The 13,879-nt window shown below is 65.7% G+C and carries 14 protein-coding genes; 8 read left to right on the plus strand and 6 right to left on the minus strand.

Features of this window, described 5'->3' with window-relative positions:
- Positions 1-9: 9 nt before the first annotated feature.
- Positions 10-714 (minus strand): hypothetical protein, encoded by a 705-nt coding sequence (locus ACP7DW_RS14945; RefSeq protein WP_426055405.1) that lies wholly within the window; start codon positions 712-714, stop codon positions 10-12.
- A gap of 182 nt (positions 715-896) precedes the next feature.
- Here ACP7DW_RS14945 and ACP7DW_RS14950 point away from each other — a divergent pair, with 182 nt between their 5' ends.
- From ACP7DW_RS14950 to ACP7DW_RS14985, 8 genes are all read left to right on the plus strand, one after another.
- Positions 897-1,955 carry a DUF4105 domain-containing protein gene (locus ACP7DW_RS14950; RefSeq protein ID WP_426055404.1) on the plus strand — a complete coding sequence of 353 codons (1,059 nt, stop codon included), beginning with the start codon at positions 897-899 and terminating at the stop codon, positions 1,953-1,955.
- A 79-nt stretch (positions 1,956-2,034) separates the two neighbouring features.
- Entirely contained in the window at positions 2,035-3,306 is a 1,272-nt protein-coding gene (locus tag ACP7DW_RS14955; protein ID WP_426055403.1) for a DEAD/DEAH box helicase, read from the plus strand.
- A gap of 87 nt (positions 3,307-3,393) precedes the next feature.
- Positions 3,394-3,864, plus strand: a complete 471-nt coding sequence (locus ACP7DW_RS14960) for a hypothetical protein (RefSeq protein ID WP_426055402.1) — start codon at positions 3,394-3,396, stop codon at positions 3,862-3,864.
- Between the two features lie 125 nt (positions 3,865-3,989).
- Positions 3,990-4,856 (plus strand): response regulator, encoded by an 867-nt coding sequence (locus ACP7DW_RS14965; protein ID WP_426055401.1) that lies wholly within the window; start codon positions 3,990-3,992, stop codon positions 4,854-4,856.
- Entirely contained in the window at positions 4,853-5,197 is a 345-nt protein-coding gene (locus tag ACP7DW_RS14970) for a hypothetical protein (RefSeq protein WP_426055400.1), read from the plus strand. Before ACP7DW_RS14965 ends, ACP7DW_RS14970 begins: the two co-directional genes overlap by 4 nt.
- A complete protein-coding gene (locus tag ACP7DW_RS14975) occupies positions 5,194-6,033 on the plus strand; it encodes an HDOD domain-containing protein (protein ID WP_426055399.1) in 840 nt (279 codons plus the stop codon). Before ACP7DW_RS14970 ends, ACP7DW_RS14975 begins: the two co-directional genes overlap by 4 nt.
- A gap of 14 nt (positions 6,034-6,047) precedes the next feature.
- Positions 6,048-7,511, plus strand: a complete 1,464-nt coding sequence (locus tag ACP7DW_RS14980) for an ATP-binding protein (RefSeq protein WP_426055398.1) — start codon at positions 6,048-6,050, stop codon at positions 7,509-7,511.
- A gap of 14 nt (positions 7,512-7,525) precedes the next feature.
- The gene (locus tag ACP7DW_RS14985; RefSeq protein ID WP_426055397.1) at positions 7,526-8,857 is read left to right on the plus strand and encodes an HD domain-containing phosphohydrolase; all 1,332 of its coding nucleotides are present in this window, start codon (positions 7,526-7,528) and stop codon (positions 8,855-8,857) included.
- Here the strand turns inward: ACP7DW_RS14985 and ACP7DW_RS14990 are convergent.
- The 5 genes from ACP7DW_RS14990 to ACP7DW_RS15010 all read right to left on the minus strand — a co-directional run bounded on the left by ACP7DW_RS14990 (position 8,854) and on the right by ACP7DW_RS15010 (position 13,781).
- Entirely contained in the window at positions 8,854-10,179 is a 1,326-nt protein-coding gene (locus ACP7DW_RS14990; protein WP_426055512.1) for an ATP-binding protein, read from the minus strand. The genes ACP7DW_RS14985 and ACP7DW_RS14990 overlap by 4 nt on opposite strands.
- Positions 10,180-10,271: 92 nt before the next feature.
- Positions 10,272-10,943 carry a hypothetical protein gene (locus ACP7DW_RS14995; protein ID WP_426055396.1) on the minus strand — a complete coding sequence of 224 codons (672 nt, stop codon included), beginning with the start codon at positions 10,941-10,943 and terminating at the stop codon, positions 10,272-10,274.
- Positions 10,940-11,971, minus strand: a complete 1,032-nt coding sequence (locus ACP7DW_RS15000; RefSeq protein ID WP_426055395.1) for an MlaD family protein — start codon at positions 11,969-11,971, stop codon at positions 10,940-10,942. Before ACP7DW_RS15000 ends, ACP7DW_RS14995 begins: the two co-directional genes overlap by 4 nt.
- A 55-nt stretch (positions 11,972-12,026) precedes the next feature.
- On the minus strand, positions 12,027-12,842 hold the full coding sequence (locus tag ACP7DW_RS15005; RefSeq protein ID WP_426055511.1) for an MlaE family ABC transporter permease: 816 nt from the start codon (positions 12,840-12,842) through the stop codon (positions 12,027-12,029).
- A 72-nt stretch (positions 12,843-12,914) separates the two neighbouring features.
- Complete coding sequence (locus ACP7DW_RS15010) at positions 12,915-13,781, minus strand: LysR family transcriptional regulator (RefSeq protein WP_426055394.1); 867 nt, start codon at positions 13,779-13,781, stop codon at positions 12,915-12,917.
- Between the last annotated feature and the right edge of the window lie 98 nt (positions 13,782-13,879).

The following is a 13,879-nucleotide window of genomic DNA, read 5'->3' on the forward strand; positions in this document are numbered from 1 at the left end:
ATGCTGGCCTCAGGCCGGCGCCTGCCGCTTCACCTGTGCGGCGGGACTGGTCTTCTCCCAGCGGAACAGCCACATGATGATCAGCTTGGTCGTGGCGCTGACGCAGGCCAGCAGCAGCAGGGGCCAGCCTGTTTTCAGCCCCATGACGCAGGCAAAGAAGATGGTGCTGATATCCATCGCCAGGATGAACTGGCTCATCTTCAGCGACACGGCGCCCGTCTTGCCCGAGCGCCAGATCAATCGGATCTGGTGCGCATAGCCCTGCGCCAGCAGCACGGTGACGGCGACGATCAGGCTTTGCGAGATCACGCGCTTTTCATCGCTGAAGGTGGGACCGAACGCCAGCCCCGCCACGCCGGCGCACAGCAGCAGCGCGCAGGCCAGCAGCGCATGGCGCGATGCCAGGCTGCGGCGGTCGCGGTCGATTTCATACAGGATGGCCAGCGCGATCAAGGACGCGATCAGGCGGGGCCAGACGATGTAGTGGTTGAACGGCGTGATCGAATAGCCATACACAAAGAACGCGCAATACGCGAGGAAGCTGACGCTGAACTGGTTGAGCGACAGGATGTCCGTCGTCTTGCCGGCGCCGACCCTGGCATCGTGCTTGCGCTGCCAGATCTTTTGCAGCTGCGACCACAGGCCAAGCAGGCTGACGACGATGAAGAGCGAGTTGAGGCTGCCGGCGAGGGCGTAGAGGGATTGATGCTGCAAGATATCTCCTGGGAAGGCCAAGGTGCCGCTGCCGTGACAGCACGCCTTGTCTATACATTTTATTTTGGCAATATGCTCTCATGAAATAAATTGGCGGGCAAGCAATGCTTTTAATGCTGCGGCCTGTGTCGCGGCATTTGCCTGAACGCACCTGTTCCTGAGCTTGGCCCTATAATTGCACCATGACTTTCTTATCACTGCGTGCCCGCTCCGTGCTGGCCACCCTCGGCAAAATGGCCGTTTCCCTGATTCTTCTGTTGACCGCACTGTGGGGCGCGCTGGCGCTGTGGTACCAGCTGTCCGGCGGCACGGCGGCGCAAGCCATCGGCGCGCTGCTGTGGGGCGCGCTGGGCGTGGCCAGCGTGGTGCTGTGGTGGATGCGCGGCGATGTGCGCGCGCTGCTGCCGTATGCGGCCGGTTTTCTCCTGCTGCTCGTGTGGTGGAGCCTGATCACGCCGAAGCAGCAGCGCGTGTGGGCCGACGACGTGGCGCGCAATGTCACGGGCACCGTCAAGGGCAATCGCGTCACCTTGGACAATGTGCGCAATTTCGACTGGCGCAGCGATGATGACTACACGGTCAAGTGGGAACAGCGCAGCTACGACCTCGACGAGCTGCGCACGGTGGACACGGCGCTGTCGTACTGGACGGGTCCCTACATCGCGCATACGCTGATCTCGTTCGGCTTTGCCGACGGGCGCTTTTTGACGTTTTCCATCGAGATCCGCAAGGAAAAGGGCGAGAGCTTTTCCGCCATCGGCGGCTTCTTCAAGCATTTCGAGATGAGTCTGATCGCCGCCGACGAGCGCGACATCCTGCGCGTGCGCACGAATGCGCGCGGCGAGGACATGCATCTGTACCGCGTGATGATGCCGAAAGCGGCCATGCGTTCGCTGTTCCTGGCCTACCTGGACGAAGCGCAGGCGCTGAAGGCCAAGCCGCAGTTCTACAACACCCTGACGGCCAACTGCACCACCATCGTCTTCGAGATGGTGCGCCGCATCGTGCCGGGCCTGCCGCTCGACTACCGCCTGCTGGCCTCAGGCTACCTGGACCGCTATCTGTTCGACGTCAAGGGCCTGGTGCCCGGCCAGAGCTTCGAGCAGCTGCGTACAGGGGGCCACGTCACGGCGCGTGCGCGGGCGGCGAATGACGATGCGGACTTTTCGCACGTCATCCGCCGCGGCATGCCGGGCTATGATGAAACGGGCCATCCGAAGCTGCAAATGCCACGCCAGTAGCGGTCTGCCTTATACTGTCGCAATTCCGACCGGCCGCCTTTCGCGGCCGGTCTCACTTTACGAATAAAGAAGGCCCGCTATGCCATTTTCCTCACTGGGTCTGATTCCCGCCCTGGTCCGTGCCGTTGACAAAGCCGGCTATGCCGCGCCGACGGCCATCCAGGCTGCCGCCATTCCCGCCATCCTGCGCGGTAGCGACGTGCTGGGCGCGGCGCAGACGGGTTCCGGCAAGACGGCGGCCTACGCGCTGCCGCTGCTGCAGGCGCTGATGGCGCCCGCTGCCGGCCCGCGCCAGGTGCGCGCGCTGATCCTCGTGCCCACGCGCGAGCTGGCCGCGCAGGTGGGGCAAACGGTGCACGCGCTGGCCAAGCCGTTGCCGATCAAACTGAAGATTTCCGTGCTGTTCGGCGGCGTGTCGATCAATCCGCAGATGATGGACTTGCGCGGCGGCGCCGATATCGTCGTCGCCACGCCGGGCCGCCTGCTGGACCTGGTGCGGCAAAATGCCGTGAAACTGGGCGGCGTGTCGCTCTGCGTGCTCGACGAGGCCGACCGTTTGCTCGACATGGGTTTTAGCGAAGAAATCAACGCCATCCTGGCGCTGCTGCCGGGCAAGCGGCAAAATCTGTTCTTTTCCGCCACCTTCCCCGACAGCGTGCAGGCGCTGGCCGACAGCCTGCTCCAGGAACCCGTGCGCATCGAAGTGGCGTCCGAAGCGCAGGACAAGCCCGACATCGTGCAGCGCGCCATCACGGTCGACGTGCCGCGCCGCACGCAGCTGCTGCGCTACCTGATCCTGCAGCAGCAGTGGGACCGGGTGCTGGTGTTCGTCGCCACCAAGTATGCGGCCGAACACGTGGCCGACAAGCTGCAGCGCGCGGGCCTGCATGTGGGCGCCTTCCACGGCGAATTCAGCCAGGGCACGCGCAGCCAGTTGCTGGCCGACTTCAAGGCGGGGCGCTTGCAGGTGCTGGTGGCCACCGACGTGGCCGCGCGCGGCATCGACATCGCCGGCCTGCCGGCCGTCGTCAATTACGACTTGCCCCGCTCGGCCGTCGACTACACGCACCGCATCGGGCGCACGGGCCGCGCGGGCGAAAGCGGCACGGCCGTCAGTTTCGTGACGGCCGATACGGAAGCGCATTTCCGCCTGATCGAAAACCGCAACGACTTGCGCATCGTGCGCGAAGTGGTGGCCGGTTTCGAACCGACGGAACTGCCCGCGCCCGTGAATCCCGTCACCGATACGGTCAACGGCGGCGTGAAAGGCGCGCGCAAGAGCAAAAAGGACAAATTGCGCGAGGCTGCTGCCATGGCTGCCATGGCGGAAAAAGCGGCCGGGGGCAATTAAATCGTCCTTATGTGCGCTGGCCGCTTGAACCGCCAGGTTTCCCGGACTAAGATTGTGTTTCTATAAAGCAAGGGGATGGGAATGCACATGACATTCATCACACGCGCGGGCGCGCGGGCTTGCGCGCTGGCGCTGGCCGGTTGCGCCGGCATGGGCGGAAGCGGTGACAAGCCCGATGGCACGACCGGCATGCAGATGCCGGGCAAAGCGCCGGCCGATGCCGCCGTGGCCGCCACCTGGTACAACCCGCCCAGCGAATTTCCCGGCATTTGCCTGACCCAGTTCAAGGATGGCAGCTTGCGTTTCGACGGCGGCTTCGCTTTCTATAACCCCGGCCGTTGGGCGTATGACGCCGACAGGGGCGAATTGCACCTGGCGCTGGCGCCGACGCCTTCGCTGGAGCTATCGCACGCGCAAATCGTGCAGCACCAGAATCTGCTGCGCATCGAGGCGGACAAGAATACGCTGGTCTATGGCGTGAAAGCCGACACCAAGGCCATCGGTCTGGGCGGCTTTGTGTTTTACCGCGACACGCCTTGCCCGGCGCGGCACGGATAAGTGCGGGATTAGTGTCATACGGGAATATTTAGTCGTATAATTTCAGCGCAAGCCGATTGCCGCGCAAGATGATGCCGCGCTCCAGGCAAGCTTCCATATCGCCTTGGCGATGAGAGGATGGTCCGATGGATTTGCACGACGAGCATGGTATGCCGGGTACTGCGGTGCTGGCGGCGGATGCCGTACAGCAGCCTGCGGCGCAGCGGCGCACCTTGCTGCTGGTCGATGACGAGCCCAATATCCTCGCCTCCCTCAAGCGCCTGCTGCGGCGCGATGCCTACCATATCCTCACGGCCAACAGCGGCCAGGAAGGACTGGACGTGCTGGCCAGCAATGTGGTCGACGTGATTGTGTCGGACCAGCGCATGCCCGGCATGCTGGGCGCCGACTTCCTGCGCAAGGCCAAGCTGATGTGTCCGCAAACCATCCGCATCATGTTGTCGGGCTATACCGAGTTGCAGGCCGTCACGGACGCCGTCAACGAGGGCGCCATCTTCAAGTTCCTCACCAAGCCCTGGGAAGACCATCAGCTGCGCGAGCATATCGCCGAAGCCTTTCGCCTGAAGGGCATCGACGACGACAATGTGCGCCTGAATGCGCAACTGCGCGACGCCAACCAGGCGCTGGCGGCGGCCAATGCCGCCATGCAGGCGCTGGTGAGCCAGCAGCAGCACCAGATCAGCCGCGATGAAGTCAGCCTGGGCATCGCGCGCGAAGTGCTGCAATTTCTGCCGCTGGCCGTGATCGGGCTCGACGACGAAGGCATGATCGCCTTCATCAACGCGTCGGCAGCCAACCTGTTCGAGCGGGGCGCGGCCCTGCTGGGCAACGAGGCGGCGCTGGTCTTGCCGCAACTGTTCGACGGGCAGGACACGCCCCGCCTGACCGCCATCGACGGTCAGCCGTATGTGGTGGCAGTCCATCCCATGGGCTTGCATTCGCGCTCGCGCGGCAGCCTGGTCACCCTGAGTCGTCATGGAGCCGATACATGAGTGAAAGCGTGAGTGAAAGCGGACGCGAGATTTCCATGGAGCAGGCGCAGGAAGGCATGGTGCTGGCGCAGGCGTTGAGCGACGCCAGCGGCGCCGTGCTGCTGGCACGGGGCGCCACCCTGACGGCGGCCAGCCTGACGGCCTTGCGCAGGCGCAATATAGAGCGCTGCCATGTCGTCATGGACGAGGCGCCGGACCCCGCCGCGCAGGCGCGTGCCGAGCAGGAACGCTTGCGCCGCCTGGAACGGCTGGCCGTACTGTTCCGCGCCACGCCGCCCGATTCCGCCGGGGCGGAACTGCTGGCGCTGCTGCAACGCTACCGGCAAGGGGGCGCGGCATGACACGGCTCAGTTTTGAACATATCATCCGCCAGATACAGGAATTGCCGTCGCTGCCGGTGGTGGTGCTGGAGCTGCTGTCGAGCATGGACCAGGACGATACGGATGTGCATGTGCTGGCGCAAAAGATCGAGCTGGACCAGGCTTTGGCGGCCAAGACCTTGCGCATCGCCAACTCCTCGTTCTACGGCATGCAATCGAAGGTCACCAGCATTCCGCAAGCCGTTTCCGTGCTGGGCTTTCACAGCATCCGCACCGTCGTCACGGCCTGCGCGCTGACGGGCAGCTTCGCGCCGGTGGCCGGCGGCTTCGATTTCAAGGCGTTCTGGCGCCACTCGCTGGCCACGGCCATCGCCGCGCGCCTGCTGGCGCCGCACCTGCGCGTCAATCCCGAGACGGCGTTTACGGCCGGCTTGCTGCACGACCTGGGCACGCTGGTGCTGGTGACGCGTTTCCCGGCCGAGCACGCGCTCGTGCGCAGCTACCGCCAGGCGCATGACTGCCAGATGGCCGAGGCCGAACTGGCCGTCATCGGCATCGATCACGCGCAAGTGGGCAGCGCGCTGGCTGCCTACTGGAAGTTTCCCGAGGCGATACAGCAGGCGGTGGCCGACCACCACGCCATCGACCGCCTGGAGGCGGGTGGCTTGCCGCTGGCCGTGCACATGGCCAACGCCGTGGCCCTGGCGCTCGACCTGGCCGGCGTCGACGATGCGCTGGTGCCGGCCCTGTCGCCCACGGGCTGGCGCAGCATCGCGCTGGACGAGCCGGCCTGGCTGGCGCTGCTGGGGCAAACTGAACACACCTTCGATGAAATGTCGCGGATCATGCTGGCATGAACAGGATAGAGGCCATGGACACAGACGCAGGAAAGGCACTGCCCGCCACGCCGGAACGCCGTCAGACCGATTCCATCGCGCTATCGGCGTTTTTCGACGGCCACCCCGTGGCCACCTTCGCCATCGATACGGACCACGTGGTGACGCACTGGAACAGCGCCTGCGAACAGTTGCTGGGCTTTACGGCCGCCGAGATGGTCGGCACGCGCGAGCATTGGAAGGCGTTTTATCCGCAGCCGCGCGCCTGCCTGGCCGACCTGCTGGTGGCCGACGATATCGCGCTCGGTGAAAATGACCTTTACCTTGGCAAGCTGAAGCGCTCCCCCGTGATTCCCGGCGCCTTTGAGGCCGAGGATTTCTTTGCCGATATCGGCCCTGACGGCCACTGGCTGCATTTTACGGCGGCGCCCCTGCGCGACCGCCAGGGACGTCTGGTGGGCGCCATCGAAACCCTGCGCGACGTGAGCGAACGGCGCCTGGCCGAACTGGCGCTGCGCAAGGCGCACGACAACCTGGAACACCTGGTTGCCAAGCGCACGGCCCAGCTGGCCGAAATGAACGAGCGCCTGGCCGACGATATCCGCCAGCGCCAGATCGCCGATCTGGAATTGCGCGAGCGTAACCTGGCCCTGACGGAATTGAACAGCAAGCTGTCGCTGGCCCAGCAAAAGCTGCTGCAGTCGGAAAAACTGGCCTCGATCGGCCAGCTGGCCGCCGGCGTGGCGCACGAGATCAACAATCCCATCGGCTATGTATTTTCGAATTTCGGCACCTTGGAAGGCTACCTGGACGATCTGTTTTCCATGCTCGACGCCTACGAGGAAGCCGAGCCGGCCGTGGCCGACGCCGTGGTGGCGGCGCGCCTGCGCGCCTTGCGCGAACAGATCGACCTGGACTTCCTGCGCACCGACATACCGCTGCTGATGGGCGAGTCGAAGGAAGGCATTTCGCGCGTGCGCCGCATCGTGCAGGACCTGAAGGATTTTTCGCGCACGGATGCGCACCAGGAGTGGGTCTGGGCCGACCTGCGCCAGGGCATCGATACCACGCTCAATATCGTGAATAACGAAGTCAAGTACAAGGCCGACGTGGTGCGCGAATATGGCGACATTCCCGATATCGAATGCCAGCCTTCCGAGCTGAACCAGGTGATCATGAACCTGGTCGTCAACGCGGCCCACGCCATGGGCGAGGAGCACGGACGCATCACCCTGCGCACGGGCAGCGATAACACGACGGAAGTGTGGATCGAGGTCGAGGACACGGGCGGCGGCATCGCGCCCGAACACCTGTCGCGCATCTTCGATCCGTTCTTTACCACCAAGGCCGTCGGCAAGGGCACGGGCCTGGGCCTGTCGCTGGCCTACACCACGGTGCAGAAGCACCACGGCCGCATCGACGTGCGCAGCGTCATCGGCCGCGGCACCACCTTCCGCATCACCTTGCCCGTGCGCCAGGCGCAGGCCGTCGCACCATGACCGAACAGGACAGCATGAGTACCAGCACCAGCACCAGCGCCAGCACCGCGGCCGCGCCGCCGACCATCCTGTGCGTCGACGACGAACCGAATATCCTCTCGTCGCTGCGGCGGCTGTTCCGCCCGCACGGTTACCGCGTGCTGACGGCCGACGGCGGCGCGGCGGGCCTGGCCCTGCTCGAGAGCGAGACGGTGGACCTGGTCATCTCCGACATGCGCATGCCGCACATGGATGGCGCGCAATTCCTGGCCCAGGTGCGCCAGCGCTGGCCCGGCACCATGCGCTTGCTGCTGACCGGCTATGCCGATATCCAGTCCATTCTCGACGCCATCAACCAGGGCGAGATCTACCGCTACGTCACCAAGCCCTGGGACGAGAACGACATCGTGCTGGTGGTGCGCCACGCGCTGGAACGGCGCGCGCTGGAACAGGAAAAACTGCGCCTGGAAGCGCTGACGGCCAGCCAGAACGTGCAGCTGCAGGCGCTCAACGCCAGCCTGGAAGCGAAGGTGGCCACGCGCACGCAGCAGCTGAAACAGTCGCACGACGAGGTGCAGGCGGCCAATGAGCGCCTGAAGGCCACGTTCGTGACGACCATCAAGGTGTTTTCCAACCTGATCGAGATGCGCGGCGGCAAGCTGGCCGGCCATGCGCGGCGGGTGGCCGAGCTGTCGCGCAAGCTGGCGCAGGCGCTGGGCCTGGAAGGGCAGGAGGCGCGCGACGTGTTCATCGCGGCCCTGCTCAAGGATATCGGCAAGCTCAGCCTGAGCGACGATGTGCTGGAACTGCCGGCCAGCGCCTGGACGGGCGAGCAGCTGGCCGCGTTCCGCAAGCATCCGCTGCGCGCCGAACAATTGCTGATGGCGCTCGACGAGTTGCGCGCCGTCTCCGTCATCCTGCGCTCGCAGCTCGAGCGCTTCGACGGCGGCGGCTTTCCCGATGCCATGGTGGGCCTGGCCATTCCGCTGGGCGCGCGCATCCTGGCGCTGGCGTCGGACTACGACGGCTTGCAGATCGGCGCCATGGTGCAGCGCAGCCTGCGCGCCGACGAAGCGCGCACCCTGATCTACGACAGCGTCGGCAAGCGCTACGACCCGGCCGTGGTGGCTGCTTTCCGCAGCATCATGGAGGAGACGGAGCCGCCGGCGCGCGACCTGACCGTGCTGTCGGGCCAGCTGGCGCCGGGCATGACGCTGTCGCGCGACCTGATCAGCCGCGATGGCCTGATGCTGCTGGCGGCCGAACACGTGCTGACGGCCCGCGTGATTGCCCAGCTGCTCGATTTCGAAGGCAAGAATGGCGGGCGCCTGAGCATCCGCGTGTACGCGCCGCCGAAAGACGCCTAGGCGTTCGCGGCGCCAGGGGGCTGCAGCGGCAGGTGCACGGTAAAGCGCGTGCCCTGGCCCACTTCCGACGCCACCTCGATGCGCCCGCCATGCTTGTTGACGATGCCGTACGACAGCGACAGGCCCAGGCCCGTGCCGCTGCCGACGGCCTTGGTGGTGAAGAACGGCTCGAAGATGCGGTGCAGGTGCTCGGGCGCGATGCCGGCGCCCGTGTCGCCGACTTCCACCCATACCCAGTCGCCCGCGTGACCGGTGCGGATGCTGATCACGCCTTCGCCGCTGATGGCCTGGCCCGCGTTGACGAGCAGGTTCATGAACACCTGGTTCAGCTGCGACGCCAGGCACAGTATCGGCGGCAGTTCGCCATACTGTTTCTCGATGCGCGCCTTGTATTTCAATTCGTTGGCGACGATATTGAGGGTGCTGTCCAGGCCCGCGTGCAGGCTGGCCACTTGCCAGTCCGTCTCGCCCACATGGGAAAAATCCTTCAGCGCCTGCACGATGTCGCGCACGCGCTTCAAGCCATCCATCGATTCGCGCACCAGGTCGCCGATGTCGTCCTGCAGGAACGTCAGGTCGGCCTGCGCGCGCACCTCGGTCACGTACGCGGCCAGGGCAGGGCCGTCGGGCGGCTCGCGCATCGCCGCCTCGTATTGCGCGATGACGTCGAACAGGGTGCCGACATAGCCTTGCAGCGAACTCATGTTCGAGTTGACGAAGCCGATCGGGTTATTGATTTCATGCGCGATGCCGGCCGCCAACTGGCCGATGGAGGCCATCTTTTCCGATTGCAGCAGCTGGTCGTGCGCTTCCTGCAGCTTGCTGATCAGTAGTTGCTGCTCTTCGCCGCGCGCCTGCAGCATCGCTTCCATGCCCTTGCGTTCCGTGATGTCCGTCAGCGAGCCGATCACCTCGAGCGGCACACCATGCTCGTCGCGCACCAGGCGCAGGCTGTCGTGCATCCACAGATAGCTGCCGTCGCGCACGCGGAAACGGTATTCATAGGCGCGCGCGCCTTCGACGAAGATCTGCGCCAGGCTGGAAAAAATGCCGGGCGCATCGTCGGGGTGGATGTGGTCGAACCAGAAGTTGGGGTCGGCCACCATGTCTTCGGGCTGGTAGCCCAGCACGTTCAAGGCATTGTTGCTGACGAAGGTCATCTTGAAGTCGCCGCTGGGCACGGTGCAATAGATGATGGAGGGCGTATTGTCGAGCAGGTATTGCAGGCGCACGGCCGTGGCCGCCGACGCATCGTCGCCAGGCACCGCCTTGGCATGCTGGCCGGCCTCGGGTAAAGAAAGGTCGAAATCCTCGAACTGCATCGTCATACCTCGCTGCTTGCACGGCATTGCTGTCATCCTGGCTTGATTATGCCTGATTCCGCCTGCCTTGGGCCGCCATCGTCAGCGGCGCATCAAGGGGCCAGCGGCTGCTCGACGATCGCCATGCGCCGCGCGATGCGCTGCGCCGCTTGCGTGTCGCCCGCCTGTTCGGCGCGCAGGCGCTGCACGCCCAGCCACGCCAGCAGCGGGCGGCGCCAGCCTTGGTCCGAAGCGGTGGCCACGGCCGTATCGAGCAGCGCCGGCGTGGCGCGGCCCGAGCGCAGCAGCACGCCAGCCGCCACCAGCTGCGACAGCGGGTCATCGATGGCCGCCACGGCGCTGGCGGCGGCCGTGTCGGAGGCGGCACCGGCTGGCGCGCGCTGCGCCTGCGGCAGCAGGGCGACGTCGGCCGCCTGCGCCTTGCCGGCCAAGTAAGCCGCATACGCGCGGTCGGCGTCATTCGCGTCCGCTTGCAGGGCGTCAAAGCCGGCGCAGTCCTCGAAGGCCAGGCTGGCCACGCGCGCGGCGCAGCGCAGCAGTTCGATGCGCGCCACCAGTTCGAGCTTGCCCGTGCCGGCCACCTGGCTGCGGGCGCGGCGGAATTCCGTCTGCTCGACCAAGGCGTTGCCATTCAAGTAAGCCGCTTGAAACCGTTCGATGGAACTTTGCGCATTCATTTTCCAGTCCGGCACGGGCGGGCCGCTGGAGCAGGCGGCAAGTGCTGCCATGGCCAGGGCAGACAGGAGGAGTTGGATATTTCTCATGGCAGTTTGATCTCCGGATTGCGCTTGAACGGCCATTTGCGGTTGATTTCATTGACCAGCTGCTCGACCTTGCGCAGATTGCTTTCCACGTCGGCGCGCAGCGGGCCCAGGTCGGCTGTTGCCGCCCTGGCGTTGGCGCCCACGGCTTGCGCCTCGACCAGCACGGCGTCGACCTTTTTCAGGCTGGCGCGGGTGTCGGCCAGCAGGGCGTTCAGCTGCACGATGGTGGCCTGCGCATCGGTCATCACGCCTTTTTCACCAAACACGCGCGTGTCGGCATTGGCCACCAGGCCATCCGTGCGGCGCGCCAGCTGGTCGGCCGTGACCAGCAGGGCGTTGGCCCGCTCGACCAGCAGGCGCGACTGCTTGTCGTCGCCCGTCAGCAAGCCCATGGCGCCGCCCGGGCCGCTTAGCTTGCCGGTCACGGCCTGCACATTGCGCAGGGTGCCGTCGAGCGGAGAATCGGTGCCCGTCAGGCTGCCCAGATTGTTCAGCAAGTCTTTCGCGGCGGCCAGCAGGCGCGGGATTTCCGCCGCCATGTCGCCCACCAGCAAGTCGCGCGTGGCGTCGTCGGGCAGCGGCGGGTCCGTCAGGATGCCGCTGTAGGCGCGCAGCTTGGCGCCGCCGACGATGCCCCGTTCCAGGGTGAAGATGGAGCTGCTGCGCAGCCAGTGCGCGTCTTTGCGCGGCACGTCGATGATGACGCGCGCGCGCCCGTCCGGCGCCAGTTCGATGCGCTGCACGCGGCCGATGGGAAAGCCGGAAAAGGTCAGGTCGGCGCCCACGCCGACGCCGTCCGAATCGTCGGCCGTCAGCACCAGCGTTTGCGTGGCTTCGAAGGCGCCGCGCGCATACATCAGGTAGACGACCGAGCCGACCAGCAGCACGAACATGAAGACGAGCAGGATGGCCGCCTTCAGTTCGGCATGGCGCACGGGCGGCGGGGCGGGCAGCACGGCATCTGGCGCGAGACCGGCAGGCGCCGTGACGTCGACCTGGTCGGGATTGGGGGGCTGGCTCTGGCTCATGGATACTGGCTCTCGTATGGGTGGTTCGGGGATCGCTGGCGGTGGCGGCGGGGCATCAGTAGTAATTGCCCATCAGCGAAGCCACTTCGATCAGCAGGATGACGGAAAACAGGCGCAGCATTTCGGACAGGCCGTGCGCGGCCCATAGCCGGTTGCGCCGGCCGTGCGGCTCGTCCGGGTAGTAGGACGAGGCCAGCGGAATCAGGGCCACGGCAAAGCTGAAGAAGATGACTTTGAGCATCAGGATCAGGGCCACGGCCGGATTGAAGATTTGCCCGACCACGCGCGTATAACCCTGCAGCGCCCACGGCGTGAAACCGTAGATGGTGACATACGCGAGGATCAGCGAGGTGACGCAGCTGACGATGGCCAGCATCCACACGGCGAAGATGCCCGACATGACGCGCGGAAAGTATTCACGGCGCAGCAAGTCGACGCCCTGGCGCTGCATGGTATCGAGCATGCCGGAAGAGCGCATTTGCGCAAACGCAATGCCGTCGGGCAGGGTCAGGCGCAAGGCCACGAACAGGGCGGCCGTCAGCGGGATCAGTTCCAGCACCAGCACGCGCACCACCATTTCCAGCGCATAGCGCGACAGGCCGTAGCTTTGCGCGCTGACGACGACGATGCGGATCAGCACCAGGCTGACCAGTGCGCTGGCCACGCTGAACCACACGAGGTTGGGCGCCGTGTTCGTCACCAGGCGGTGCGCGAGGATGGGGCGGTTGTCGCGGTTATAGCTCGATGGCGACAGGGCCAGCGAAAACACGAGGGTGGCGAAGTGCAGCATGCGCCACCAGCTGATCAGCCAGGCCATGGTGGCCCGGTGCAGGCGACGCAGGCTGATGATGAGGGAGACGGATAGGGTCATCATGGCATCTTAACATTGGATGCGTTCGATACAAGCGATTGTCCAGTCGTGCGGCCGTGCCTGGCCGCCTCGCTATTGGCCGGCCACGCTGTGGATAATCGCATCGGCCGCCGCACGCACGCGGGCCGAGCGGCTCAGGTCGGCATGCATGACCAGCCATACGTCGTAGCTTTCCGCCCGCTCGGGCCAGATGCGCACCAGCTGCGGGTCGATGTCGCCCAGGTGGGTGGCCAGCTCGGCCACGCCCAGGCCCGCGCGCGTGGCTTCCTGCAGCATCGCCGCCGAATTGACTTCCATGGCGACCCTGGCGTTGGCGACGGATTCGCCCGCGATCTTGTCCGCATGGCGTGGCGTCACGGACTGGTGGTAGATGACGATGTCGTGCCCGGCCAGCGCCGTGCCGCGCACGGGCTCGCCGCGTTGCGCCAGATAGCTGGTTGAGGCATACAGGCCCAGGCTGCGCTTGACCAGATGGCGGGAAATGAGGTCCGGGTCGGTGGGACGCACGCCGCGCACGGCCAGATCCGCCTCGCGCCGCGTCAGGCTGGCCAGCGCGGGCGCCACGTTGAGCACGATGCGGATGTCCGGATGGGCCGCGTGCAGCTGCTGCATGGCGCGGATGACGAAATGGCTGGCCATGGTGTCGGTGGTGGCCACGCGCACCAGGCCGCTTAAGCGGTTGTCGACGCCCTGCATCTCGCGTTGCAGCTTGTCGGCCGCCCGCTCCATCGCTTCGGCGGCCGTGAGCGCCAGTTCGCCGGCCGGCGTGGGCACATAGCCCGACGGCGTGCGCAGGAACAGCGTGGCGCCCAGCGAGCTTTCCAGCGCGGCCAGGCGGCGCCCGCAGGTGGCCTGGTCGATGCGCAGCAGGGCGGCCGCGCCGCGCAGGGTGCCGGCGCGGCCGATGGCCAGAAAGATGCGCGCGTTATCCCAGTCCATGAGTGCTTTCCATTGAATGTTTGTGATGCATTTTTGCATCAGAATGCCGATTTTATGCCTGTTTACCGCATCAGGCAACGCTCGCATAATGGCTGCCC

This window comes from Janthinobacterium sp. PSRC1-1, from assembly GCF_049897525.1.
Lineage (GTDB): Bacteria > Pseudomonadota > Gammaproteobacteria > Burkholderiales > Burkholderiaceae_D > Janthinobacterium > Janthinobacterium tructae.